The sequence below is a fragment of the Peptoniphilus harei genome, assembly GCF_016726485.1.
In the GTDB taxonomy this organism is placed as follows: Bacteria; Bacillota; Clostridia; order Tissierellales; family Peptoniphilaceae; genus Peptoniphilus_A; species Peptoniphilus_A harei.
The window spans coordinates 647,792-672,102 of sequence record NZ_CP068103.1 but is presented as its reverse complement, the minus strand read 5'-3'; the positions used below and the strand labels follow the sequence as shown (position 1 = coordinate 672,102).

The window sequence follows — 24,311 nt, the reverse complement described above, 5'->3', positions numbered from 1 at the left end:
AGTTTAATAATGGAAAAAATAATTATTTTAGGAGTTTTAACAGTATTTTCAATGGTAGTTTCAGGTTTTTATTTTATTTATAAGGGAACAGACAAAAACAGAAAATTTGCCCGTGCCTTTATGAAATTAAACCTATTTGTTTTTGCACCAGTTTTTGTATTTGGTCTTATTTCTCTAGTTCCACAAATGGCATCAGCTGCAGCTGCTCCAACAGGTGGAAACGGACTAGGCTTCTTAGCAGCAGGTCTTTCAACAGGTCTTGCTTCACTAGGTGCTGGGGTTGCCGTTTCTAATGTAGGTTCTGCAGCAATTGGAGCTGTATCAGAAGATCCTAACATTCTTGGTAAATCAATGATTTATCTAGGACTTGCAGAAGGTATTGCTATTTATGGTCTTATCATTTCAATTATGATTCTTGGAAGACTATAATGAGATCAATTCTTTTAACATCAAATGACGATATTATTAACGGCCTTCGCCTAGCTGGCGTAAGGTCTGTTAAATGTAATAACAGATCTGAACTTTTAAAAAATTTTAAGTCTTACACCAAGGAAGAGGACATTGGAATAATTATCCTAACTTATTCTTCTTTTAAGGAAATAAAAGAGGAGGTCCTAGACTTTAAATTATCTGGCGACCTTCCCCTAGTGGTAACTATCCCAGACCTCGACGGCAAGATGGAAGATGACTTTATTTTAAAATACGTCAGAGAATCTGTTGGTGTGAAAGCTGTAGGTGATTAAATGATTTTACTTGAAAACAAAATTGCCATATTCAACAAAATTGTTTTTCTAAAGCAAAAAGAAGAGTGTGAAAGAAGAATAAAGGAAGAAGGAGAAAAGGCAGCAAAGATCCTTGAAGAAAAGCTAAAGTCTCTTGAAGAAGACGAAAAGGCCTTTGTTGATAGGAGGGTCAATCTTGCCAAGAGAAGGGGATATGAACTTATTGCCTCTGTTGAAGAACAAAAGAGGGTCCTATTTCTTGAAGAAGATGAAAAGCTACTAAATGAACTTCTTGAAACCCTTTCAGAAAAACTCTTAGAATTTACAAAGACAGATGAATATGTAGAAAAAGAAGTTGAAAGCTTTAGAGATATTTTAGATGAAATAGATGAAGAGGCTATCTACCTTTATGTAAAAGATGATGAGAAAAAAGAATTAGTGGACAAGTTTAAGGAAATTGCAGAGGAAAAAGGAGTTGAACTTAAGATTGACCAGCTATATGAATACCACCTTGGTGGTTTCATTGTGTCTGATATCAACAAAACTTACAACATCAACCTTTCTCTAAAGAATAAACTTGACGACATGAAATATGAAATTGGATCAATGCTACATGAAAGACTAAAGGAAAGGGGTGAAGTCATTGGAAAGAGCGAAGATTAAATCAGTTGACGGACCTGTTGTAATTGGCAAAAACATGGCTGACTACAAGATTAGAGAGATGGTCCTAGTTGGTGAGAAAAAATTAATTGGAGAAGTTATTTCTATTGACGGAGACCTAGGCACTGTTCAAGTTTATGAAGAAACCGAAGGCCTAAGACGTGACGAAGATATTATCTCAACAGGAGCACCACTTTCTGTAAAGCTTGGACCTGGGATGATAAGAGGTATCTTCGATGGTATAGAGAGACCACTTGAATCTATAAAAAAGGAACACGGGTCTTTTATGCCAGAAGGTATTGGACTTATTTCTCTTGATGAAGAAAAATTATGGGATGTAAGTTTCAAGGTAAAACTTCACGACAAAGTTCATGGAGGACAAATTTTTGCTGAAGTTCCTGAAACAGATATCATCACTCACAAGGTTATGATTCCTCCAGATGTGTCTGGTGAAGTTGTAAAAATTCTTGATGATGGCAAATACAATATAGAGACAGTCCTCTTAAAGGTTAAGGACGAATTTGGAAAGATAAATGAAGTTAAGATGTACCAAAACTGGCCAGTAAGAATTCCAAGACCAGTTAAGGAAAGACTTCCCATTGACAAGTTACTTGTAACTGGTCAAAGAGTCTTCGATGTTTTCTTTCCAATTGCCAAGGGTGGAACTACTGCTGTTCCAGGAGGATTTGGTACTGGAAAGACAATGACTCAGCACCAAATTGCCAAGTATTGTGACGCCGACATCATTATCTACATTGGTTGTGGTGAACGTGGTAACGAAATGACAGAAGTTTTGGAAGACTTCCCACAACTAATTGACCCTAACACTGGCAAGGCACTAATGGATAGGACAATCCTTATTGCCAACACTTCTAACATGCCAGTAGCTGCCCGTGAAGCATCAATTTACACTGGTGTAACTATGGCAGAATACTTTAGGGACATGGGCTATCACGTTGCCCTAATGGGTGACTCAACTTCTCGTTGGGCAGAAGCTCTTCGTGAAATTTCTGGTCGTCTAGAAGAAATGCCAGCCGAAGAAGGTTACCCTGCTTATCTTCCATCAAGAATTGCAGGTTTCTATGAAAGGGCAGGTTATGTAAATACCCTTTCAGGAGCTGAAGGATCTGTAACTCTTATTGGTGCAGTCTCTCCAGCAGGTGGTGACTTCTCTGAACCAGTTACAGAAAACACAAAGAGGTTTGTCAATGTATTCTTGGCACTTGACAAGGAACTAGCCTACTCAAGGCACTATCCAGCTATAAACTGGATGAACTCTTACTCAGGTTACATCCCACTTCTTAAAAACTATTACGACATGAGACTTGATGGGGACTTGCCAGACCTAAGAATTAAATATCTTGACCTTCTTCACAAGGAAGCCAAGTTAAATGAAATAGTTATGCTTGTTGGTGAAGACGTCCTTCCCGACGAAGAAAGACTTGTCCTTGAAATTTGTCGTGTCGTAAAAGTTGGATTCTTACAACAAAATGCCTTTAACCCAATTGACACCTTTGTGCCACTTGAAAAGCAATTTGAAATGTTAAAGACTATAGACAATTTATACGAAAGAGGAAAGGAAGCATTAAAGCTAAAGATTCCTATTTCTGTAATTAAGAACAACAAACTTTATGGAAAAGTAATCAACATGAAGTACGATATAGAAAACGAAAACTTAAAGAAATTTGTGAGCTTGAACAATGAAATTAACGACTTTTATGTAGAGCTTGCCTCAACTTATGGTGATGTAGAATGAAAAAAGAATATTTAACACTTGATAGAATTGAAGGATCCCTACTAGAACTTTCAAATCTTCACAGAGTTAGCTATGGTGAAGTTGTAAAAATTATCTCAAAAGACGGCAAGAGATCTGAAATTGGTCAAGTTATAAAAATCGATGAAGACAGGGCAATTGTCCAAGTATTTGGCAACAACCTTGGCGTATCAACAAAAAATACAAAGGTAGAATTCTCTGCCCACCCTTTTGAAATACCACTTTCATCAGATATCTTGGGAAGGGTATTTAATGGTACAGCAGTCCCAATTGACAAGGGAGGTGCCATTTATTCAAAGGATGTTTACAACATAAATGGTAGACCAATTAACCCATCAGCAAGAGAATACCCAAGGAACTTTATCCAAACAGGTATCTCTTCTATAGATGGACTAATGACCCTTATCAGGGGACAAAAACTTCCAATTTTTTCAGGATCAGGACTTCCTCACAACGAAGTTGCTGCCCAAATTGTAAGACAAGCTAAGATTGCAGACGAGGGCGGAGAAAATAACTTTGCCATTGTCTTTGCTGCAATTGGCGTAAAGCACGATGAAGCTGACTTCTTTAGGGAAAGTTTTAAAAATTCTGGTGTAATCGACAAGGTTGTTATGTATATCAACTATGCTGATGACCCAATTATGGAAAGACTTATTGCACCTAAGTGTGCCCTTACTGCAGCAGAGTACCTTGCCTTTGAAAAGAACATGCAAGTTCTTGTAATTATGACAGATATAACATCCTATGCAGAAGCCCTAAGAGAAGTTTCATCTTCAAGAGAAGAAGTTCCATCAAGAAAGGGCTATCCAGGTCACCTTTATTCAGACCTTGCAGCTCTTTATGAAAGGGCAGGTATGATTAAGGATAGCGACGGATCTGTAACTCTTATCCCAATTTTGACAATGCCTAATGATGATATCACCCACCCGATCCCTGACCTTACAGGTTACATCACTGAAGGTCAAATTGTAGTAAGTCGTGACTTATTCTCCAAGGGAGTTTATCCACCAATTGATGTCCTTCCTTCACTGTCAAGACTTATGAAGGACGGCATTGGAGAAGGTTATACAAGAGAAGATCATCCAGACCTATCATCACAACTTTTTGCATCCTACTCAAAGGTACAGGAAACTAGGGCCCTCGCCCAAATTATTGGTGAAGATGATATATCAGATGACGAAAAATTAATTTTAAAATTTGGCGAAGAGTTTGAAAAGAGATTCTTAACTCAAGACCAAAATGAAAATAGAGACATTGAAGAAACCCTAGATTTAGGTTGGGAACTGCTAAAGATTCTTCCAAGTCAAATGATTGATAGAATTGATCCTAAGTTAAAAGAAAAACATCTAGGTGATAAGAATGGCGATTAAGGTAACACCTACTAAGGCAAATTTAATTGCATCAAAAAATGCCCTCGTCCTTGCTGAGAAGGGTTATGACCTTCTTGACAAGAAGAGGACAGTCCTTATAAAGGAAATGATGGACTTAAATAAAAATGCCAAGGCCTTACAGGATGAAATAGAAGAAAAGTTTGATAAGTCTTACTCTGAACTTGTAATGGCAACTATATCTATGGGAGCCTTGTCCCTAAAAGATATGGGAGAGTCAGCTCCACTAGAAAAGGACTACGAAATTATTTCACGTTCAGTTATGGGGCTAGAGCTTCCAAAAATAAAATATGAAAAGCCCAGTGCTAGGGCAGACTATTCCCTCCACCAATCTAATGCAGCCTTTGACAGGGCAAAGATAAATATTTCAGAAATTCTTCCTGTCATCTATGAGCTTGCCGAGATAGAAACTTCTGTCTTTAGGCTTGCCAATGAAATAAAAAAGACTGCCAAGAGAGCCAATGCCCTTGACAAGATTCAAATACCTAAGTACAAAAGTATTATTAGAGAGATCGAAGAAATTTTGGCGGAAAAAGAAAGAGAAGACTTCTTTAGACTTAAGAAGGTAAAAAATAAAAAGAATAGAAAAGTAGAATAAAATAAATAAGATAATAAAAAAATCCCAAGTTGAAAATAAATTCAGCTTGGGATTTTTTTGTGTCTTTATAATTTTTTAATATTAACTCACTGGGAAGAAGATGTTAATTATCTGTGGCAAGAATACCATCATAACTGTTGCAGTTGGTTGTGTGGCTGCATAGAACGATGAAACCTTGTCGTCCCCATTAGTAACTTGGAGTAAAGCTCCAAGAGATGGGGCAGAAGTCATTGATCCAGTTGTGGCACCAAGGGCTGCAAAAAGTGGTAGCTTGAAGACCTTGTAAGAAACAAAAAGTGAAATAAGTGCAGGCACAAGTGTTAAGATAACTCCTGCAAAAAATAATTTTATTCCATATTGACTTACAACTTCAACAAAACCTGTTCCTGCACTAACGCCTGACTCTAATAAGAAGAAGGCAAGACCAAGGTCACGAACAAGAGAAAGTCTCTCGTTAGAAACAACTAAGTTAATCCTGCCAAGTATTCCATAGTGACCAAGTACAAGACCAGCGATTAAAGCGCCACCACCTGCTCCAAGTGAAAGGCTTACGCTTCCTATAGGAATCTTAATTGAACCAAGTAGGATGCCAAGAGTTGAAGCAAGAGCTACTGGAAAGAGTCCATTTTTTTCAAAATTAATTAAATTTCCAACATCCTTTTTATTTAGATTTGGATTGTCTTTTGGTAAAACTAATTTATTAATTTCTTCATCAACATCGACCTTTAAAATTTTTGGCATAAGTTGAACAATAAGTACAACGCCAACAACACCGAAGGCATAAGCAATTCCATAGCCAACACCAGGTAAGCTTGATGTAGTAAGACTCTTTACTGTACCAAGCATTGATGTTGAAGTCATGGCTCCAGTTGCAAGTCCCATTGATAGGGCTAGATCAATGTCAAAGAACTTAGATACTAATACAATTAAAATCCCTCCAATAGCAACTGTGATAAAAGAAATTGCCAAAAAGGAAAGTCCATTCTTCTTGATGTTTGCCATAAAACTTGGACCTGCCATTAGACCAATAGGTGCAAGGAAAAGCACAAGGCCAATCTTAGCCAAGAACTTTGGAACAGTAAAGCCAAAGTGACCAAAGAAGAGGGCCACAATTAAAATTGCCGATGCACCAAATTTTATTCCAAAAAAGTTAACATGACCAAGGGCGTAACCCAAGACCATTATCAAAAATATGATTAATAATTCATTCATATAATACCTCCTTATAATTCTTCCCTAGGTTTTTTATGATAGCACTATAAAAATTCGAAGTAAAGGAAGTTGGTAGAATTAAAAAGCCTCTATGAACCTATGAAAAATGAAAAGATTTTCACAAAAATTTTAAAATCTCTAGGTTTACAAGTTTAGCTTAAGAAAAACAATATACTTTATAAATTTAAAAATTTTTAATAAAAAGTCTTGCAAAAATAAAAAAGCTTGTATATAATAACTATTGTACTAAGGAGTTGATACAACAATACAAAAAGTATCTTGCACTTTATTAAAAATTTTTAAAGAAATAAGAAATTGAGATTGAATATGAAATTAAAAATTTACTTAATATAAAAGAGATGAGGACTTTTAAATAAAAAATTATTCAAAAGTGGATCTAAAAAGGAGGTAAATATGGAATTTGATAACAACAGACCCATCTACATCCAGCTCCTTGAAGATTTTAAATTAAAGATTTCAAGCGGAGAGTGGAAAAGTGGAGAGAAGATGGAAACTGTTAGAAACCTTGCCCAAGCCTATGGGGTCAACCCCAACACAGTCCAAAGGGCCTTGCAGGAACTTGAGAGAGAGGGCCTTGCCAAGTCAAATAGGACTAGCGGCAGATTTATAACAGATGACGAAGAACTAATAGAAGAAATTGCAAAGGGTGCCTTTTATAGGTCCTGCGACGATTTAATATTAGTTGCAGAAGAACTCAAGATGACAAAGGAAAAATCACTGGAACTTTTAGATAAATATTGGAGGGAAGTATGAGCAAGCTAGAGATAAAAAATTTAAATATGGGCTACAAGAATAAGGTCCTTGACGACCTAAACCTAGAACTTGATAAGGGACAAATTGTGGGCCTAGTTGGCCCCAACGGGGCAGGTAAGTCAACCCTACTTAGGATCCTTGCAGGTCTAGAAAAAACCTACAAGGGAAGTGTAATCATAGATGGAGAAGAAATTTCTTACAAGACAGCAGAAATTTTATCCTACCAACCAGATAAGTTTTCTCTTAGCGACAAACTTTCAGTAAAGGAAGTTGTGAGAACTTACAAGAAATTCTTCAAGGACTTTGACGAAGATAAATTTTATAGGATTTACGAAGAATTTAAACTTCCTCAAGGAGCCAAGGTCAAGGAAATGAGTAAAGGTATGAGGGAAAAAATGCAAATTGCCCTAAGTCTTTCAAGAAGGGCAGAGATCTTCCTCTTAGACGAACCCATTTCTGGAGTTGATCCTTCAGCGAGAAAGGCCATAATCCAAACTATTTTAGATAATTTTGAAGAAGACTCTCTAATTATTTTATCCACTCATTTAATAAATCAAATTGAGCCACTCCTTGATAGGGTCCTCTTCCTTTCAGAAGGCAAGATTACCCTCAACAAGACAGTAGATGAAATAAGAAGTGAAGAAAATATGAGTATAGAAGACTACTTTACGGAGGTATTTTAATGGGAAAATTACTTGGACATCAAATAAGAAATCACTTTAAAAATAATTGGTTTATTCCAGTCTTGCCAGTAGCCCTAATTATTTTTGGATTATTATTTTCAAATGTTAATCATTCAATTGGAGACAGTGCATTTGTTTTAGGCATGATGGCGCTAATGTTTGGTTACATGGCAGCAGCTATAACAGTTATAGTTGGCGACTACAATATGTTCTTTGGCGACAGTGCCTTATTTTATGAATCAACACCAATAAGTCCTTCAGCAAAAACTTTTTCAAGATTTTTATATTATCTTATAATGTTTATTATCTATTCAATTTATGTAGGATTAATTTGTTTCCTATTTATGTTTGTTCCATCTGTTGATGGTGGAGTAATATATATAACTTGGGCAGATATAAATGAGCTAATAAATGAAGTTGGAATAAGAAACATATTAGTGCTTGTTGCTTGGGTTCTAATGTTTTTATTTAACAACATCATTGGAATAATCTTCGCAGTGACATTTGGCGGTGGAAAAAAATTTAGAAGATTTGGATTTGGTGGACCAGTCCTTGTTTATATAGGACTAGGAATGATAGAAGGAGCAGTTCTATATGGCTTAGATAAATTAGACTTATTTACTAATATTGAACTCTTCCTAAATAATGGAGATGTGTTTATGAGGGGGATGGGAATAGGAATACTAATTCCAATGCTTTTAGAAACAATAGCCTTGTTTATTGGGGTTTATTATATGCATAAGAGTAGGATTTCAGTAAGCTGAGGGAGTAAAAGCTTCGCTTTTAGAATCAATATTTAAGATTTGATCTTTAATTAATCTTTTGTAAAGCTGAGCTTTACGAATCAATATTGGAGGGGCTTAGGGGCATCGTGAGGCCCCTTGCCCCTCCAAGCCACCCCCTTCACCCCACGTACGTTGAGTCCAAAAAAATCGGTCATGCTAAATTTTCAAAACTCATTCGCTTCGCGAATTCAAACAGTTGAAAATTTTTAACGCATAACCAATTTTTTTGCTCATTATATGCACTTTATCAGCTCACGGTTTAAACCTAAAGTTGATTTTAGTTATAAAGTTATAAAAATTTGTAACTTTACAACTAATTATTAAGTCATAGTTTCTTTATGAATCATGAAAAGCTGTAAAGTTATAATTAAATAGAAAGTTGTAAAAATATAAAGCTTAATCGATACTGATTAAGCTTTTTTTGATGCAAAACTTAATTTGGATAGTTAGGTTGGTTAAAGTAACTTAAGATAAATTCTAATCTGTGTAATGGTAAAACTGTGAACTAAAGGTGAAAAACCCCGTAAGGCAAGTCAGCCGTAAAAAATTCAATGTGCTTGAGCAATTTATTGCTCAGCCGATGAACCTTACAGCGAAAAGGAGCGAAGCGAACTTTGAGTTGATTAGGTTCACGCGAAGCTCGCAAATAAAAAATAGAGTCAGATATTCTCTGACTCTATTGATAAATTTTTTTAAGTTTGTAAAAGTTTGTAGCGAGCAAGTTTTGAATTTTTAGGATGGCTGCCGCTCGGGGTTGCTGGCAAAGGCCCCTGCCAGGTCGTTGGGGGTGTTAAGGGGAGGTTTGGAGGGGACAAGGGCGAATCGAAACGCCCTAAGTCCCCTCCAATAGATAAATAGTAAAGCTTAGCTTTACAAAAAATTCTTAAAGAAAACTCTTTATAAGATTTATAAAAGCGAAGCTTTTAAAATACTTTTCCCCTAAATCTTTTCTCTAGCTTGATATTTTGTATGAAGCAAGTTATGGGCTCTTTCTCCATAAGGTCTTCCCAAGTAGTCTTTATATATTTTCTTAATCATTGGGTTTTCGTGAGCCTTTCTTATTTCTTTATTTTTATCTATTTCATAAAGGGCTCTTTGTCTCTTAAGTAAGACTTCTTCCTTGCCGTGGTGGTAAGGTTGGCCGCCTCCGCCAATACATCCACCTGGACAAGCCATTATTTCTATGGCATCAAAATTATAAGTTCCATCTTTTATACCATCAAGAAGTCTTCTTGCGTTGCCAAGTCCATGGGCGATTCCAACTCTTAGGTGCATATCGCCAATAGCAACTTCTGCTGACCTTATGCCCTTTAGGCCTCTTAGTTCTTGGAATTCAATTTTTTCTAACTCTTCTCCAGTTAGCCATTCTGATGCAGTTCTTATTGCTGCTTCGATTACGCCACCTGTTGTTCCAAATATTGTTCCTGCTCCAGAGGATTCTCCCATGATTTGGTCAAATTCTCCCTCTTCAAGTCCTTCAAAGTCAATTCCATATAAGTTTATCATCCTGCCAAGTTCTCTTGTTGAAAGGACATAGTCTACGTCCTTCATATCATTAGACCCAAGTTCAGCCCTGTCTGCTTCTGCCTTCTTGGCAGTACAAGGCATAACTGAAACCATAACAATGTCCTTGGCAGGTATGCCAGTTTTTTCTGCGTAATAGGTCTTTACCATTGACCCCATCATCATTTGTGGTGACTTACATGATGATGGAATATCTAACATGTCTGGATAATTCATTTCTATAAACCTAACCCAGGCTGGACAGCAAGATGTTAAGATTGGCATAGTCTTATCATTTTGAATCCTATCAACTAGCTCACTGGCTTCTTCCATAACTGTTAAATCTGCTGAAAAGTCTGTGTCGAAAACTGTATCGAAGCCGAGTTTTCTCAAGGCTGTAACTAGTTTACCTGTCGTAACCTGACCTGGTTCCATGCCAAAGAGTTCTCCTATGGCAACTCTTATTGATGGGGCAACTTGGACTACAAGGTGCTTTCTTGGATTTTTAATTTCTTTAAAGACTCTTGCAGTTGCATCAACTTCTACAATTGCTCCAGTTGGGCAAACTGCCACACATTGGCCACAGAAGGTACAAGACGAATCAGCCAGTGGAAGATTAAAGGCAGGGGAGACTATGGCGTCAAAGCCACGGTTTAGTCCACCAAGAGTTCCCACAGTTTGAACTTCGTTACACATAGTTTCACATCTTCTGCACATAATACATTTGTTGGGATTCCTGTAAATTGAATCTGATGATGAGTCCACCTTGTGACCTGCCTTGTCACCCTTGTAGGCGATTTCTCTTATGCCCATTTTTTCTGCTAGTGCTTGAAGCTCACAATTTAAATTTTTAGGACAGACCAAGCAGTCCTTTGGGTGGTTGGAAAGAAGAAGTTCCAAATTTATTCTTCTTGCTTCAACTGCCTTTACAGTGTCAGTTTTTATTACCATGCCCTCAGTTATTTCTTCGGAACAGGCAGTACAAAGTTTTGGCCTGCCAATAACTTCTACCATACAAATCCTGCATGATGAAGGCATATTTTCATAATTAAAGTTGGGAAGCTTCATATGACAAAGAGTAGGGATTTCAATACCCACTTCCTTTGCCGCTTCTAGGATGGTGCTTCCTTCCTTAACTTGTAATTTTTTATCATTTATCACACAATTAATCATTATTCATCCCTACCTTCCCATGGCTATAGCATTAACTGGACAAGCCTTGGCACAAGTTCCACAAGCTATACATTTTTCCTTGTCAATCTCGTGTTTTTCTTTTACTTCGCCACTTATGCACTTAACTGGACAAAGTCCTGCACACTTGTGACAGCCAACGCACTTATCCTTATCAATTTTATAAAATTTTTTCATTTCACGTCTTGCATATTTTAAGTATTCGTCTGGGAAGTACCTCATTGTAGATAGGATTGGGTTTGGTGCAGTTTGACCAAGTCCACAAGCTGCTGAGTTAATTATGTTGTGGCAGAGGTCTTCGATTTTTTGGAGGTCTTCTTCTGAACCTTTGTTGTCCAAAAGTTTTTCCAACATTTCTAATAGCCTCTTAGTTCCAATCCTACAAGGAGTACACTTGCCACAAGACTCGTCTTGGGTAAATTCTAGGTAGAATTTGGCTATGTCCACCATGTCATTGTCTTCGTCCATGACTATAAGTCCACCAGAACCCATCATGGCACCAATTTCCTTTAGGTTTTCGTAGTCAATTGGAGTGTCGATATTTTCCTTGGTAATCATACCACCAGAAGGTCCACCAATTTGAACGGCCTTAAATTTTTTGCCATTTGGTATTCCTCCGCCAATGTCGTAGACAATTTCTCTTATAGTAATTCCCATAGGTACTTCAACAAGTCCAACATTGTTGACCTTGCCTGCTAGGGCAAAGACCTTTGTTCCCTTGGACTTTTCTGTACCCATGGAGGCAAACCACTCTGGTCCTCTTAAGATAATTTGTGGAATATTGGCATAGGTTTCTACGTTATTAACTGTAGTTGGTTTTCCCATATAACCCTTAACTGAAGGGAAGGGTGGCTTTCTTGTTGGTTCTCCTCTTTTTCCTTCAACTGAGTGGATAAGAGCAGTTTCTTCGCCACATACAAAGGCGCCAGCCCCGTATCTTATTTCTATATCAAAATCAAAGCCAGAATTAAAAATATTTCTTCCTAAAAAGCCATACTTTCTTGCCTGACCAATAGCTGTCTTTAGCCTGTGGATGGCAAGAGGATATTCTGCTCTTATATAAATAACACCGTGGTTTGCACCAGTTGCATAACCACCAATAGTCATGGCTTCGATAATGGAATTTGGGTCACCTTCAAGTATGGACCTATCCATAAAGGCTCCCGGGTCACCCTCGTCGGCGTTACAGAAAATATATTTTTCGTCGCCAGGACTCATGTAGGTATTTTGCCACTTGATGCCAGTAGGGAATCCGCCGCCACCACGGCCACGAAGGCCTGATGCCTTAATGACGTCAATTACATCTTGGGGGCTCATTTCTGTTAAAACTTTGAAAAGAGCTTGGTAACCGTCATAGGATATGTAGTCGTAAATATTTTCTGGATCAATCTTGCCGCAATTTTTTAAAGCAAGACGAGTTTGCTTGCCGTAGAAGTTCATGTCACGTTGGTTGTAGATAACTTCATTATTCTTTGGATTCCTGTATAAAAGTCTCTTAACAGGTCTTCCGTGAATAATGTGATCAGCCACAATTTCGTTTACGTCCTCTGGGCTGACGTGAGTGTAGAAGACATTGTCAGGTTCCACCTTGACAATAGGTCCCTCTCCACAAAAGCCAAAGCAACCAGTTATTATTGCTTCAACGTCATTAATCTTATAGTCTTCTAAGGCCTTGTCAAAATTTTCTTTTATAAGGTCACTTCTTGCAGACACGCAACCAGTTCCCTTGCAAATTAGTATTTGTAATCTCAAGTTATTCATGGTCCACCTCTTTATCATAGTTGTGGGCTTGATCTTTTATTGATGCAATGTGGTCGATAAAGTCCTTAATATCAGCGAGGTCTAAAGTATTAGACTTTATATTAGTCCTAACCCTAAAGGAAATTTCTATATTAAAATTCTCCTTTTGGTCTGGGTCATCTTGAAATAAAAATTTACAATTTCTCATTCCCTTGTCCCTCACAAAGGACTTGAGCTCGTCAAAAAGATTTTCTATCTCCGCATATTTTTCTTTTTCATTTCCCCTAATAAAGATTTCTATAACATCATCGTCAGACATGTTTCCTATGTCACGGAGAATGGTCTTGTGATGCCTAGATTCTTTTATTTCCAGAAGTTTTTCTAAGGAATCTATTTTTGCCATAATAATCTCCTCTTTCCTATTTTTTTGCTTCTTCTAACTCTTGCCTGTGGACCTTTATAATTTCCTTTACGTCTTGGGGCTTAACATGGCCGTAAATTTTGTCGTTTACTCTTACAACAGGACCAATCCCGCAGGCACCAAGACACCTAATGGAGTTGACATTGAAGAGGCCATCTTGACTTAGTCCATCTTCATCAACCTTTAGTTGGTCCTTAAAGGCATCTAAGAGAGTCTTGCTGTCATCAACAAAGCAAGCAGTACCTAGGCAGACGTCCACCTTAAAGGCTCCAACTTTCTTTTCACTAAAGAAGGAGTAAAAAGTTACAATGCCGTTGATCCTAGATGCTGGCAGGTCAGTTAGCCTAGCAATATAAATTTGGAGTTCCTTTGGAAGGTAGCCAAAAATATCTTGGGCGTAGTGGAGTATACTTATAATATTGTTTTCCTTGTCGTCAAAAGTATCTATGTAGTCCTTTAAACTTTTTAAAAGGGCTTCATCTAAACCTAAGGTCTTAAGATCCATAAATATCACCTCTTACTTTATTGTAATACAAGGAAAATGTTTTAGCAAAGAAATGGAAGAGATTTTTAAAAAATTTATCATAACTTTATGAAAATATTTTTATTTTATAATATTAAAGTCCTTATTTAATTTTTAGAAGGAATAATAAATTTCTATATAGATGAAAAAATATTCTCAATGAATTATAATTATTTAGAGGTGTTTTATGATTACGAAGAAAGCCCATGCAAAGTTAAACTTATCTCTCGACGTGACAGGCAAGAGAGAAAATGCTTACCATGACATAAAAACTTTAATGGTGATGACAGACCTTTATGATGAGATGAAATTTTCTAAAAGCGATAAAGTTGAAATTCTTGGTGATTTTGATTTTGATATGAAAGAAAATTTTATTTACAAGGCCTACCTTGTCCTAAGAGATTTTGTAGGAAAAGATCTTCCCTTTAAGGTTGAAATAGAAAAAAATATCCCCCTGGCAGCTGGACTTGCAGGAGGGACATCTAATGGAGCTGGGACTTTTTACGCCTTAAATGAATTGTACGATTTAAAAATTCCAAAAAAAGATTTGATAAAATTATCCTCAAACCTTGGAGCAGACTTCACCTATATGATGACGGGAGGGACCAAGCTTGCTTCTGGTATTGGAGAAATTCTCGAAAAAGTGAAGCCAATAGAACTTGACAATGTCCTAATAGTTAATCCTGGCTATGGAGTGTCTACCAAGGATGTCTATGAAAAAATCAAAATAGATGATAGGAGAATAGATTTTGATGAAGTCCTTCAAGGTCTTTATGATTTAGATATAAAAAGACTAAATGAAGTCTTAGAAAATAAAATGGAAGAAGTGGTTTTTGAAAGTCACAAGGACCTTTTAGACATAAAAAATAAGATGAGGGACTTTAATTCTGCTCCTCTTATGAGTGGGAGTGGGGCAACAATTTTTGGAATTTTTGAAAATAAAAATGACTTAGAAGATGCCTACAGGCACTTCAAAAAAACTTATGACAAGACCTATAAGTTGAGAGTGGGTGAGGAAGATGGCAGTTTTTGATACAGGTCCAGGAATTGTTGGACTTTACGAAGTCCACAGGGACTACTTAAACTATTATGTTGATGATAAATTTGAATATTATGGCCTCTATAGGCGAGAAGTGGTCGACGATAGGATAAAATTTTTGGAGAAGTCCTTTAAGAAGGCAAAAAAAATAATAGTTATGGACTTCGATGCCATTAACTATTTTAAAAATTCATCAAGAGCCTTTTATGGTCAAGATGCCCTAAAGAAAAAGCTAAAGAATAAAAAAATCCTCTGCCTTGGGTCAAAATTAACTTGTAAAGAAGGAGCTTTAAAAAACTTTACAGACTCTCCAGTAGATTATCTAGATGTTCCACTTTTGATAAATGGAGCCAATGATGGAATAGCTGATGACATAATGAAGATGATCTCTGACGAATACTTCAAGGATTTTGATTTTTCAAAGTATAATATGATTTTTCTTGCCTCAAGTGGTCTTCATTTGAAGAAGGACTTTTTCATAAATTATTTTGCAAAAAAAGTTTTGGAAATAGAAATTTATTCCAATGTTGATGGGATTTTAGAAGACTATACCTATAAGAAGGAAAATTATATAAGGGATTATTTTTATGTAACTGAGTCCAAGAGGGCCTTTTACTCTAGGGCTGAAAAGTATTTAAGGGAAAAAGGAATTCTAAAAGAGAGAGAACTCTTAAATGTTTCTAGACTTTTTAAAAAAGGGCAATAAAAAAAGTCCCATTACTGGGACTAAATATGTAGCCATGCACCCAAAGTCGAAAGTTAATCTCACACGTTACCCTTACAGTTAGCTCAGATTAGGCGACCCATGCGGCACACAAAAGGTCTTGCTTAGTGCTGCTTCGATCAAAATCTGACACGGTTCACAAGTTTCTGTTGCGCAGGACCCAATCATCAACACCACTTATAAGGGGCAGACTGCAAAATTAAAATCCTCTAATGGGAATTCAGCCCTGCTGTAGCGAATCGCAGGTACAGGACATCGCTAATTTCCCGCTTAGCATGGCGATGGCGGAGAGAGGGGGATTCGAACCCCCGATACACTTTCGTGTATACTCGCTTTCCAGGCGGGCTCCTTCAACCTCTCGGACATCTCTCCACGGCCTAGAAACTTATTGTACAGTAGAAAATAAATAATGTCAAGAATAAGGTGATAAATTGAAAACTAAGGATATAGTATTAAAAGAATTAGAAAGAAATAGGGCTTCCTATATTTCTGGTCAAGAATTGGCAGAAAAATTAAATATTTCAAGAACTGCCATTTGGAAGGCGATTAACAATTTAAAAGAAGAAGGCTTTCAAATAGAATCTCAAACAAAACTTGGATATAAGCTCATAGAAAGCGACGACAAACTTTCTGATGAGGGAATAAGAAAGGGACTAAGAGAAGAGTTAAAGGACATAGATATTATAGTCTTTGATGAAATTGACTCAACAAATACAGAGGCCAAGAGAAAGCTTTACTCTCAAGATGTCAAAGATTTTACAGTAATAGTTTCTGACATGCAAAAGGGTGGCAGGGGAAGAACGGGCAAGTCCTTCGCATCTCCTAAGGGAAGTGGAGTTTACTTTAGCATAGTTCTTCATCCAAAGGACTTCTTTGACTTTTCATACTTTGATTTGATTACAGTTAAGGCTGCCGTTTCTGTTGCCCAGGGAATTAAAGAAGCAACGGGCGAGCAAGCAGAAATAAAGTGGGTCAATGATTTATTTATTAATGGTAAGAAAATTTGTGGAATCCTATCAGAGCTTGATGCAGACTTTGAGTCAAGAAGTGTAAAATCAGTTATTGTTGGAATTGGAATAAATGTAAATGAGCCAAAAGACGACAGCTTCAAGGACTTAAAAGATATTGCTGGTTATATTGGAACAGATGTAATTAGAAATGAAATTCTATCATCCATCTTAAATGCCTTTTATGAAAATAATTATAATAGGTCCGACGAAGAAATTATAGATTACTACAAGACTCATTCACTTGTTATCGGCAAGGACTTGACCTTTGAATTAAACGGCAAGAAGTACTCTGCTGTGGGCTACGATATTAATGAAAAGGGCAACCTAATCGTCGACACAGGAGAAGAGAAAATCACCCTTTCCAGTGGAGAAGTTTCCATAAAGGGGAACTTTTATAAATAGGTCCCAACTTTTAAAGTCCTCCAAATTATAGTATAATTAAGAGAAGTTAGGAGAAGAGATGAAGAGGCCTTTAAGTGAAAAGATAAATGAAGTAAAAAATAAAATATCCTTTGGGATGCCAGGTCACAAGGGAAAAGACTTTTTTGACTTGGACATAAAAAGAGATTTGACAGAAATTTATGGAACAGACAACTTGTTAAATCCATCTTGGGTAATAGATGACCTCCATAAGGAAATTAGCAAGGTCTTTGGCTCAAGGGAATCCTTTATGACAACAAATGGGTCCACAGGAGCCCTTCACATTGCCATTGCCATGGCTACTAGACCAGGGGATAAGGTTTTGATACAGAGAAACACCCACAAGTCTATTTACAATGGCCTTTTACTTAATGACCTGGACCCAGTTTATCTAAATACAATTTATGACAAGGACCGTGCCATGTATTTTGGCATTGATTTAGATGAACTTAGAGAAAAAATAGAGAAAAATAAAATCACAGCCTGCGTTTTGGTTTCTCCAAATTATTTTGGTGGAATCTTAAAGCTAAAAGAAATTATTGAAATCTTACATGAAAAAGATATTCCAGTAATTGTTGACGAGGCTCACGGAGCCCATCTTTATTTTTCGGACTTGAAGAAATATTCGGCCTTAGATGCAGGTGCTGACCTTGTTATAAATTCAACCCACAAGATGATCCCATCTCTTACTCAAGCTGCCCTTATTCACAGGGGTACAGATAGGTTTTCTCATGAAGATCTTTTAAAGTATATAAATATTTATAACACAACTTCCCCATCTTACTTAGTCATGCTCTCAATTGAAGCAGGTCTTGCTTACATGGATAGGGAAGGAAGAAGTGAATTAAAAAAAAGAACTGAGGAAATAAAAAATCTTAAAGATGCAATAAATTATGACCTAGATTTGAGCCACCAGTCTATAATTGCCAATGACCCCATGAAGTTTTTATTTAGGATAGCTGGCATGACTGGAGAAGAAGTGGTTGAAGATTTTATTTTAAATAAGGACATAAGGCTTGAAATGGGAGACCTTTACTATGCCCTGGGGATTGTTTCTCCTATCAACACAAGTGAAGACCTAGAGACTTTAAGAGATGCAATTTTATCCTACGGAGATGGTCCTTATAAAAAAATTATTCCCCAAGACTTTCCCCTTCCAGAAAAGAGGCTCTTGCCAAAGGAGGCCTTCTTAAGTGAGGGAGAGAGAATATCTTATAAAGATGCAAAAGGCAGGATTTCAAAGGAAATTATTGGGGCCTACCCACCAGGAGTTCCCTTGGTGGCCTTTGGGGAAGTAATAACAGAAGAAATAATTGAGACAATAGATAAATTTTTAGATGAAGGAATAGAAGTCATTGGACTTTTAGGAGATATGATTGAGGTAGTTAGATGAGCGCTTTTATAACATTTGAAGGTCCAGATGGGTCTGGTAAGTCTACAATTTGCAACTTAGTATATGAAGAACTTTTAAAAAATAATATAAGGACTATAAAGACTAGGGAGCCAGGAGGAACTAGGATTTCAGAAAAAATTAGGGAAATTATCCTGGATAAGGACTTAAAAGAAATGGATATGAGGACAGAAGCCCTACTTTACTCTGCTTCAAGAGCTCAGCATACTTATGAAAAAATTATTCCTGCCTTAGAGGATGGGACCACAGTTCTCTGTGAGAGATATGTCCTATCGTCTCTAGCCTACCAAGGACATGCTAGGGGACAAAAACTAGAGGACATTAGGGCGATAAATGATTTTGCAACTGGTGGCAAGAAGCCAGACATAGTTTTTATATTTAGGACAAATAACTCTACCTTAACGAGGAAGGACCAAGCCTGCTACGACAGGTTAGAATGCGAAGGAGATGACTTCCACAAGAAGATAAGGGACTACTATAATAATTTAGAAAAAGAAGAAAATTATTATTTTATAGATGTGAATCAGACTATAGAAGAGGTCTTCGGCGACTGCATGAAGATTCTTAAAGAAAGGAAGATTTTGTGAAACTTGTAATCGCAATTGTCCAAGATGAGGACAGCGAAAATCTAATAAAAAATCTTAATGACAATAATTTTAAGGTTACTAAGATTAGTTCCACTGGTGGGTTTTTAAAGGCGGGAAATGTGACAATCCTTTCAGGTATAGAAGATGAAGAACTTGACAAGTTTATGCAAATACTTGAAGAAAACTCCAAGACTAGGGAGGTAAAGAGGACAATCCAACCAGTTAACATTCCTGGTCAAGCCATGATCCCAGTGCCTATAACAGTAAAGGTTGGGGGAGCCACAATTTTTGTAACTAATGTTGTAGATTTCAAGAGGTTTTAGGTGATATTATGAAAATGATGATTGCAATAGTCCAAGAAAAATATACTGATGGACTTATAGATAGATTTTTAGATGAAGACATTTATGTAACTAGACTTTCCTCAACTGGTGGTTTTTTCAAATCAGGAAATACTACCCTTCTCTTAGGTTGTAAGGAAGATGAAATTGATAGGATTTATGAAATCTTTAAAGAAGAAACAGAATCTGAAGATGTCCACATGGAAGAAGGGGACTTTAAGGTTTCTGGGGCTACAATTTTTGTAGTTGATTTGGAAGAGTCAAAGAGAATTTAATGTTTTTAGAGAATAGGTCCGTAATAAATAGCTTAGAGGGAGATCTTTTAAACAAGTCATATAGCCATGCCTATCTTTTTTCAGGCAGCAAGGGCATAGGTAAATTTTCCCATGCAAAAAACTTTGCCAGGTCCATCTTAAATGAAGATCCTGAAGGCATAAGATTTTTTAGTGGGATTGACGACTTTGAAGATGCAGACCTCTATGTGGTACAAAAGAAGGACACGATAAAAAAACAAGATATAGAAGAGATAATCGAAAATTCTTTTGCAAAACCCTTTTCTGGGAGTCACAAGATCGTTATTATTGATGACTTCGATAGGGTAACAGCTGAGGGACAAAATGCCCTCTTAAAGACCTTGGAAGAACCCATGGATTATTTGATCCTAATTTTAATTTCAAGCAACATGAGAAATATTCTTCCAACAATTATTTCAAGGTGTAGGATTTTAAAATTTCAAGACTTAACTCAAGATAGGATTGAAGAATTTTTGCTTTCTAGGAAGGTATCTCCTAGGAATGCCAAACTTTTTTCTAGACTATCCAATGGAGATGTGAGTCTTGCCATAAAATATTCTGAAGATCCTGAGCTCCTATCAAAAAGAGAAGATATAATAAATATGACTGATAGGGTAATAAGGCAGACAGAGTTTATTTTTGATGAAATGAAATTTTTTAAAGACAATAAAGATGATTTTAAGGAAATCTTAAATTTTATGATAGTCTGGTATCTGGACTTAGTTTATGTTAAGAGTGGGAGAGAGGACCTTGTTGTAAATATTGACAAGCTAGACATCTTGAAGCTCCAAGACTTGTCCATTGATAGGGCAGTTGAGTCCTACGATGCCCTTATTAATGCCCTGGGTCGCAAGGAAAAAAATGTGAATTTTGATTTAAATATAGAGAAGCTTTTAATAGATTTAGGGGGAATTAGATGATAGAAATAGCAGGAGTAAGGTTCAAGAGAACTGGAAAAATCTATTATTTTGATCCCATTGATATAGATTTAAATGTTGGAGATTATGTTATTGTTGAAACTGTGAGGGGCCTTGAGTTTGGAGCAGTTGAGCTTTTAAAAGAAGTGGACGAGGAGACAATCAAGGGAGAACTAAAACCTGTGATCCGCCTTGCAACTGACGAGGATAAAAATATCAATGTGGAAAATAGGAATAAGGCCAAGGAAGCAATAATAATTTGTGAGCAAAAGGTGGAAGAGCATGGACTTGATATGAAGTTAATTTCCTGTGAATATACCTTTGACAGGTCAAAATTATTGTTTTACTTCACAGCTGATGGAAGAGTAGACTTTAGGGAACTTGTAAGAGACCTGGCTTCAATCTTTAGGACTAGGATAGAGCTTAGACAAATTGGAGTACGTGATGAGGCCAAATATGTTGGTGGACTTGGATGTTGTGGCAGACCAACTTGCTGCTCAACTTTCTTAAGTGAGTTTTCGCCAGTTTCAATAAAGATGGCTAAGGACCAAAACCTAAGTCTTAACCCAACAAAAATTTCTGGAATTTGCGGCAGGCTTATGTGCTGTCTAAAATATGAGCAGGACGGCTACGAATGTATTAACAAGAGGATGCCAAGACCTGGTGAGATCGTAAGGACTGAAAGAGGAAAGGGAACAGTTGTATCGACTTATACAATACAAGAACTTGTAAAGGTTATGTTTGAAGTTGATGATGAAAAAGAAACTGTCTATATGGAACTTTCTGAAATCAAGAGGACTCGAGAGTTTAACAAGTCCTTTATAGATGGATCAAGAAACTTAAATGTAGAAGAGTACGATGAAAAAGAACTAGTGGAGTTAGAGAGGGATTAGGGATAGGATGAGGTCTTATCCCCTTTGTTATGAAGATAAATAATTTTTTAGTTAAAATTTCCAATAAGATTAATAATTTTTTTAAGAGACATTTTGGCAGGGCCAATGGCTTTGCCCTTATAATGGTGGCAATAATATCTTTATTTTCTGCCACCTTTTTTTATTACTATATTTCGGATTTTAATATTCCAAAGAGCCTGGCCTTCTTAGGTCTTGCAGTCTTATTTTATCTTGCCTACTTTCTTATTTGGCAAGTTTTAAAAATAGGATTTTTGCTTTTAAAAAGAGTTAGGGCAAAAAATCTTGCCATCTATGGAATGCTAATATGTGGTTTAAAATATTTTTATGATGAATGCCTTTATTATGTAGACATAGACTATTTTGAAATTATTTTTATTGCTGCAGCCTTTATAGTCCTTGTGACTTTTTCAAAATCTTTAATTTCTTTTGGGAGAAATAAGAAAAAGTTGGCACTTTTATTTTTATTGCCAAGTGGAATAATCTTGGGCGCTTCAGTATATTTTATGGTTTTCCCAGGTTTTGATTCTGGAGAAATTTATAAAATTGAGGGAGAAAAAAATAAAATTGCCGGCAAGGCAGAGAGATATAAGGTAGAAGTCATTGACTATGAAGCCGACCCAGTAAACTTAAGAGACTTTGTTTATTATTCTGGCAGGACAAAAAAAATAAGGGACAAGTTCTTTGGCAAGGGTCTTAACAAGACAGAAGTCAAGGGAAGGATATACGCTCCAAAAGACTTGGAGAATGCCCCAGTCTTATTTGTAGCCCATGGCAACCACAGGTTCACAACAAAAAATTATCTTGGCTATGATTATCTTGGCCGCTATCTCGCTAAAAGAGGAATTGCAATGGTTTCTGTGGACATGAACATGTTAAATGGATTTATGTCTTATGGTCTTGGAAATGAAAATGATGCAAGGGCAGTTCTTCTTCTTGAAAATATGGAAAATATCTTTAAGAGAAATAGGAATAAAGACAGTGTTCTTTACAAGAGATTTGACAAGAATAATATTGCCCTAATGGGTCATTCAAGAGGTGGAGAGGCAGCAGCTATTGCCTATAACTTTAATGAGCTTAAGTTTCATCCAGATGATGGAAAAATTTCTCACAAGTATGACTTTGACATCAAAGGAATAATTACAGTTGCTCCGACTTATAATCAATATAAACCAGGAGGCAAAAATTTAATTTTAAGAGATGTAAATTACTTGACTATTGCTGGGACAAATGACGCAGATGTTGATGGATTCGAGGGCATGCTCCTATATGACAATGTAATTTTCTCTGGTGAAAAAGATAATTTTAAGGCTGGAGTCTATCTTGGATATGCCAACCACGGCAACTTCAACAAACTTTGGGGAGACTTTGACGCAGATCCAGGGGAGGGACTTTTCTTAAATAGAAAAGAACTCCTTGATGGTAATAAGCAAAGAGAGATCCTTTCGATCTACACCCTAAACTTTTTGGAAAATGTCTTTGGCAAAACTTATAACAGAGAAATCTTTAAAGAAGGTCCTTACAAGTACGGCGACCTTCCAGAGACAAATTACTACACAAGGTATATGGATTCGGATTTTATAAAACTTGCAGACTTTGAAGAGGACTATGACATAACTACGACATCAATCCCCGGAGGAATAATAAATTTCTCCAACTTGGCAAAAATTTATGAAGACAGCCACGATTATGGAGAGAAGAATTCTAAGACAACAGGGGTTTTTATTGATGCAAATAAAAATTCAAATTATGCCTTTAGGTTTACAGAAAAAATTCCTAGTGGAAAGTTTTTACAATTTGATATAGAAAATTTAAACTTTGAAGAGATAGAAGGAGATATTGATTTAGAAATCCAAGATACTTGGGGCAATGCTTCGACTTTAAGTCTAAGTGATTATAAAAAACTTATACCTATGACAAGGTCCTATCTCTACAAAGCAGACTATCTTGATGACGATTATTATGAAAGGTTTGGACCTCAAACCCTTATAATCCCACTAGAAGACTTTAAAAAACAAACATCCAATTTAAATACAGATGAGATAAATAAGCTGGAATTCAAATTCAAAAATAATATTAAAATCTCTATAGATAACCTAGGAATTTTAAAATAAATTGTTTAGAAATAATCTTCCTGGGTAACTTAAGAATAGAAGCGATGAGCTTAAAATGAAAATATAAAACTTGGAGGTTTTTAATAATGGAAAGTAAACTAATTAAAGGACTTATTGAACAATACAATTTCGAAGTTGAATCAGGATATATTTATTATTCAATGGCAAACTATGTTGAAGACAAGGGCATGAGCGGATTTGCTCACTTCTTTAACAAACAAGCAGAAGAAGAATTTGAACACGCTGAAAAATTAAGAAGATTCTTATTTGAAATTGATGTAAGACCAGACCTTGAAGGAATTGATAAACCTGAAACTGAATTTGGTACTTTCACAGAAACATTTAAGACTGCATTAGAACACGAAAAAGAAGTTACAAGAAGAATACACGATCTTGTAGACCTTTCTGTAGAAGAAAACGACCACAGAGTTACTTCACTTCTACAATGGTATGTTGACGAACAAGTTGAAGAAGAAGATAACTTTAGAGACATCGTTGAAAGACTTGAAAGAATTAACGAAAGCTGGTCTGGACTTTATATCTACGATGCAGAACTTGGAAGAAGATAAT

25 protein-coding genes, 1 tRNA gene and 1 other RNA gene are annotated in these 24,311 nt (G+C 36.4%); 20 read left to right on the top strand and 7 right to left on the bottom strand.

The window, feature by feature from the left end:
* Positions 1-9: 9 nt before the first annotated feature.
* Genes I6I93_RS03125 through I6I93_RS03100 form a run of 6 tightly spaced genes read left to right on the top strand, consistent with a single transcriptional unit; the run spans position 10 to position 5,142 of the window.
* On the top strand, positions 10-429 hold the full coding sequence (locus I6I93_RS03125; RefSeq protein WP_005953789.1) for an ATP synthase subunit C: 420 nt from the start codon (positions 10-12) through the stop codon (positions 427-429).
* Positions 429-743: a V-type ATP synthase subunit F gene (locus I6I93_RS03120; RefSeq protein ID WP_070700784.1), complete on the top strand. Its 315-nt coding sequence runs from the start codon at positions 429-431 to the stop codon at positions 741-743. Before I6I93_RS03125 ends, I6I93_RS03120 begins: the two co-directional genes overlap by 1 nt.
* Entirely contained in the window at positions 744-1,385 is a 642-nt protein-coding gene (locus tag I6I93_RS03115; RefSeq protein ID WP_112889400.1) for a nucleoporin Nup88 family protein, read from the top strand. It abuts the gene before it with no gap.
* Complete coding sequence (locus tag I6I93_RS03110; protein WP_112889399.1) at positions 1,366-3,138, top strand: V-type ATP synthase subunit A; 1,773 nt, start codon at positions 1,366-1,368, stop codon at positions 3,136-3,138. The genes I6I93_RS03115 and I6I93_RS03110 overlap by 20 nt, the downstream gene beginning before the upstream one ends.
* Positions 3,135-4,526 (top strand): V-type ATP synthase subunit B, encoded by a 1,392-nt coding sequence (locus I6I93_RS03105; protein WP_112889398.1) that lies wholly within the window; start codon positions 3,135-3,137, stop codon positions 4,524-4,526. Before I6I93_RS03110 ends, I6I93_RS03105 begins: the two co-directional genes overlap by 4 nt.
* Entirely contained in the window at positions 4,516-5,142 is a 627-nt protein-coding gene (locus tag I6I93_RS03100; protein ID WP_112889397.1) for a V-type ATP synthase subunit D, read from the top strand. The genes I6I93_RS03105 and I6I93_RS03100 overlap by 11 nt, the downstream gene beginning before the upstream one ends.
* A gap of 81 nt (positions 5,143-5,223) precedes the next feature.
* Here I6I93_RS03100 and I6I93_RS03095 read toward each other — a convergent pair whose 3' ends face one another.
* Positions 5,224-6,354 (bottom strand): aspartate-alanine antiporter-like transporter, encoded by a 1,131-nt coding sequence (locus I6I93_RS03095; protein ID WP_112889396.1) that lies wholly within the window; start codon positions 6,352-6,354, stop codon positions 5,224-5,226.
* Between the two features lie 414 nt (positions 6,355-6,768).
* On the opposite strand from I6I93_RS03095, the gene I6I93_RS03090 reads away from it, so the two are divergent.
* From I6I93_RS03090 to I6I93_RS03080, 3 genes are read left to right on the top strand one after another with little or no spacing between them, the layout of a single operon-like run.
* Complete coding sequence (locus I6I93_RS03090; RefSeq protein ID WP_112889395.1) at positions 6,769-7,128, top strand: GntR family transcriptional regulator; 360 nt, start codon at positions 6,769-6,771, stop codon at positions 7,126-7,128.
* On the top strand, positions 7,125-7,811 hold the full coding sequence (locus I6I93_RS03085; RefSeq protein WP_112889394.1) for an ABC transporter ATP-binding protein: 687 nt from the start codon (positions 7,125-7,127) through the stop codon (positions 7,809-7,811). The genes I6I93_RS03090 and I6I93_RS03085 overlap by 4 nt, the downstream gene beginning before the upstream one ends.
* Positions 7,811-8,575 carry a hypothetical protein gene (locus tag I6I93_RS03080; RefSeq protein WP_112889393.1) on the top strand — a complete coding sequence of 255 codons (765 nt, stop codon included), beginning with the start codon at positions 7,811-7,813 and terminating at the stop codon, positions 8,573-8,575. Before I6I93_RS03085 ends, I6I93_RS03080 begins: the two co-directional genes overlap by 1 nt.
* 960 nt (positions 8,576-9,535) lie before the next feature.
* On the opposite strand, the gene I6I93_RS03075 is transcribed toward I6I93_RS03080, so the two are convergent.
* Genes I6I93_RS03075 through I6I93_RS03060 form a run of 4 tightly spaced genes read right to left on the bottom strand, consistent with a single transcriptional unit; the run spans position 9,536 to position 13,956 of the window.
* Positions 9,536-11,272 carry an NADH-dependent [FeFe] hydrogenase, group A6 gene (locus I6I93_RS03075; RefSeq protein ID WP_112889392.1) on the bottom strand — a complete coding sequence of 579 codons (1,737 nt, stop codon included), beginning with the start codon at positions 11,270-11,272 and terminating at the stop codon, positions 9,536-9,538.
* Positions 11,273-11,281: 9 nt separating this feature from the next.
* Positions 11,282-13,051 carry an NADH-ubiquinone oxidoreductase-F iron-sulfur binding region domain-containing protein gene (locus I6I93_RS03070; RefSeq protein WP_112889391.1) on the bottom strand — a complete coding sequence of 590 codons (1,770 nt, stop codon included), beginning with the start codon at positions 13,049-13,051 and terminating at the stop codon, positions 11,282-11,284.
* The gene (locus I6I93_RS03065; protein ID WP_070701777.1) at positions 13,044-13,433 is read right to left on the bottom strand and encodes a hypothetical protein; all 390 of its coding nucleotides are present in this window, start codon (positions 13,431-13,433) and stop codon (positions 13,044-13,046) included. Before I6I93_RS03065 ends, I6I93_RS03070 begins: the two co-directional genes overlap by 8 nt.
* A gap of 16 nt (positions 13,434-13,449) precedes the next feature.
* On the bottom strand, positions 13,450-13,956 hold the full coding sequence (locus tag I6I93_RS03060) for an NADH-quinone oxidoreductase subunit NuoE family protein (RefSeq protein ID WP_112889390.1): 507 nt from the start codon (positions 13,954-13,956) through the stop codon (positions 13,450-13,452).
* A gap of 205 nt (positions 13,957-14,161) precedes the next feature.
* On the opposite strand from I6I93_RS03060, the gene ispE reads away from it, so the two are divergent.
* The gene (ispE, locus tag I6I93_RS03055) at positions 14,162-15,007 is read left to right on the top strand and encodes a 4-(cytidine 5'-diphospho)-2-C-methyl-D-erythritol kinase (protein ID WP_112889389.1); all 846 of its coding nucleotides are present in this window, start codon (positions 14,162-14,164) and stop codon (positions 15,005-15,007) included.
* Complete coding sequence (locus I6I93_RS03050) at positions 14,994-15,719, top strand: hypothetical protein (protein WP_112889388.1); 726 nt, start codon at positions 14,994-14,996, stop codon at positions 15,717-15,719. The genes ispE and I6I93_RS03050 overlap by 14 nt, the downstream gene beginning before the upstream one ends.
* 32 nt (positions 15,720-15,751) lie before the next feature.
* Here the strand turns inward: I6I93_RS03050 and ffs are convergent.
* Both ffs and I6I93_RS03040 read right to left on the bottom strand, forming a co-directional pair.
* An RNA gene (gene ffs, locus I6I93_RS03045) (signal recognition particle sRNA large type) lies at positions 15,752-16,016 on the bottom strand.
* A 3-nt stretch (positions 16,017-16,019) separates the two neighbouring features.
* Positions 16,020-16,109: transfer RNA gene (locus I6I93_RS03040), tRNA-Ser, on the bottom strand.
* Between the two features lie 59 nt (positions 16,110-16,168).
* Between I6I93_RS03040 and I6I93_RS03035 the strand changes: the two genes are divergently transcribed.
* The 9 genes from I6I93_RS03035 to I6I93_RS02995 all read left to right on the top strand — a co-directional run bounded on the left by I6I93_RS03035 (position 16,169) and on the right by I6I93_RS02995 (position 24,310).
* Positions 16,169-17,149 carry a biotin--[acetyl-CoA-carboxylase] ligase gene (locus I6I93_RS03035; protein ID WP_112889387.1) on the top strand — a complete coding sequence of 327 codons (981 nt, stop codon included), beginning with the start codon at positions 16,169-16,171 and terminating at the stop codon, positions 17,147-17,149.
* Between the two features lie 58 nt (positions 17,150-17,207).
* A complete protein-coding gene (locus I6I93_RS03030) occupies positions 17,208-18,560 on the top strand; it encodes an aminotransferase class I/II-fold pyridoxal phosphate-dependent enzyme (RefSeq protein WP_112889386.1) in 1,353 nt (450 codons plus the stop codon).
* On the top strand, positions 18,557-19,165 hold the full coding sequence (gene tmk, locus I6I93_RS03025) for a dTMP kinase (RefSeq protein WP_112889385.1): 609 nt from the start codon (positions 18,557-18,559) through the stop codon (positions 19,163-19,165). The genes I6I93_RS03030 and tmk overlap by 4 nt, the downstream gene beginning before the upstream one ends.
* Positions 19,162-19,488: a cyclic-di-AMP receptor gene (locus I6I93_RS03020; protein WP_112889384.1), complete on the top strand. Its 327-nt coding sequence runs from the start codon at positions 19,162-19,164 to the stop codon at positions 19,486-19,488. Before tmk ends, I6I93_RS03020 begins: the two co-directional genes overlap by 4 nt.
* A gap of 8 nt (positions 19,489-19,496) precedes the next feature.
* Entirely contained in the window at positions 19,497-19,781 is a 285-nt protein-coding gene (locus I6I93_RS03015; protein ID WP_070701793.1) for a cyclic-di-AMP receptor, read from the top strand.
* A complete protein-coding gene (locus tag I6I93_RS03010) occupies positions 19,781-20,719 on the top strand; it encodes a DNA polymerase III subunit (RefSeq protein ID WP_112889383.1) in 939 nt (312 codons plus the stop codon). Before I6I93_RS03015 ends, I6I93_RS03010 begins: the two co-directional genes overlap by 1 nt.
* Positions 20,716-21,609: a PSP1 domain-containing protein gene (locus I6I93_RS03005; protein ID WP_112889382.1), complete on the top strand. Its 894-nt coding sequence runs from the start codon at positions 20,716-20,718 to the stop codon at positions 21,607-21,609. Before I6I93_RS03010 ends, I6I93_RS03005 begins: the two co-directional genes overlap by 4 nt.
* A gap of 29 nt (positions 21,610-21,638) precedes the next feature.
* Entirely contained in the window at positions 21,639-23,741 is a 2,103-nt protein-coding gene (locus I6I93_RS03000; RefSeq protein ID WP_112889381.1) for an alpha/beta hydrolase family protein, read from the top strand.
* A gap of 86 nt (positions 23,742-23,827) precedes the next feature.
* Positions 23,828-24,310 carry a ferritin gene (locus I6I93_RS02995; protein ID WP_070701801.1) on the top strand — a complete coding sequence of 161 codons (483 nt, stop codon included), beginning with the start codon at positions 23,828-23,830 and terminating at the stop codon, positions 24,308-24,310.
* Position 24,311 lies beyond the last annotated feature (1 nt).

Coding starts and splice junctions, on each gene's coding strand:
- I6I93_RS03125 (WP_005953789.1), top strand. CDS start 10: ATGGAAAAAATAATTATTTTAGGAGTTTTAACAGTATTTTCAATGGTA.
- I6I93_RS03120 (WP_070700784.1), top strand. CDS start 429: ATGAGATCAATTCTTTTAACATCAAATGACGATATTATTAACGGCCTT.
- I6I93_RS03115 (WP_112889400.1), top strand. CDS start 744: ATGATTTTACTTGAAAACAAAATTGCCATATTCAACAAAATTGTTTTT.
- I6I93_RS03105 (WP_112889398.1), top strand. CDS start 3,135: ATGAAAAAAGAATATTTAACACTTGATAGAATTGAAGGATCCCTACTA.
- I6I93_RS03100 (WP_112889397.1), top strand. CDS start 4,516: ATGGCGATTAAGGTAACACCTACTAAGGCAAATTTAATTGCATCAAAA.
- I6I93_RS03095 (WP_112889396.1), bottom strand. CDS start 6,354: ATGAATGAATTATTAATCATATTTTTGATAATGGTCTTGGGTTACGCC.
- I6I93_RS03090 (WP_112889395.1), top strand. CDS start 6,769: ATGGAATTTGATAACAACAGACCCATCTACATCCAGCTCCTTGAAGAT.
- I6I93_RS03085 (WP_112889394.1), top strand. CDS start 7,125: ATGAGCAAGCTAGAGATAAAAAATTTAAATATGGGCTACAAGAATAAG.
- I6I93_RS03080 (WP_112889393.1), top strand. CDS start 7,811: ATGGGAAAATTACTTGGACATCAAATAAGAAATCACTTTAAAAATAAT.
- I6I93_RS03075 (WP_112889392.1), bottom strand. CDS start 11,272: ATGATTAATTGTGTGATAAATGATAAAAAATTACAAGTTAAGGAAGGA.
- I6I93_RS03070 (WP_112889391.1), bottom strand. CDS start 13,051: ATGAATAACTTGAGATTACAAATACTAATTTGCAAGGGAACTGGTTGC.
- I6I93_RS03065 (WP_070701777.1), bottom strand. CDS start 13,433: ATGGCAAAAATAGATTCCTTAGAAAAACTTCTGGAAATAAAAGAATCT.
- I6I93_RS03060 (WP_112889390.1), bottom strand. CDS start 13,956: ATGGATCTTAAGACCTTAGGTTTAGATGAAGCCCTTTTAAAAAGTTTA.
- ispE (WP_112889389.1), top strand. CDS start 14,162: ATGATTACGAAGAAAGCCCATGCAAAGTTAAACTTATCTCTCGACGTG.
- I6I93_RS03050 (WP_112889388.1), top strand. CDS start 14,994: ATGGCAGTTTTTGATACAGGTCCAGGAATTGTTGGACTTTACGAAGTC.
- I6I93_RS03030 (WP_112889386.1), top strand. CDS start 17,208: ATGAAGAGGCCTTTAAGTGAAAAGATAAATGAAGTAAAAAATAAAATA.
- tmk (WP_112889385.1), top strand. CDS start 18,557: ATGAGCGCTTTTATAACATTTGAAGGTCCAGATGGGTCTGGTAAGTCT.
- I6I93_RS03015 (WP_070701793.1), top strand. CDS start 19,497: ATGAAAATGATGATTGCAATAGTCCAAGAAAAATATACTGATGGACTT.
- I6I93_RS03010 (WP_112889383.1), top strand. CDS start 19,781: ATGTTTTTAGAGAATAGGTCCGTAATAAATAGCTTAGAGGGAGATCTT.
- I6I93_RS03005 (WP_112889382.1), top strand. CDS start 20,716: ATGATAGAAATAGCAGGAGTAAGGTTCAAGAGAACTGGAAAAATCTAT.
- I6I93_RS03000 (WP_112889381.1), top strand. CDS start 21,639: ATGAAGATAAATAATTTTTTAGTTAAAATTTCCAATAAGATTAATAAT.
- I6I93_RS02995 (WP_070701801.1), top strand. CDS start 23,828: ATGGAAAGTAAACTAATTAAAGGACTTATTGAACAATACAATTTCGAA.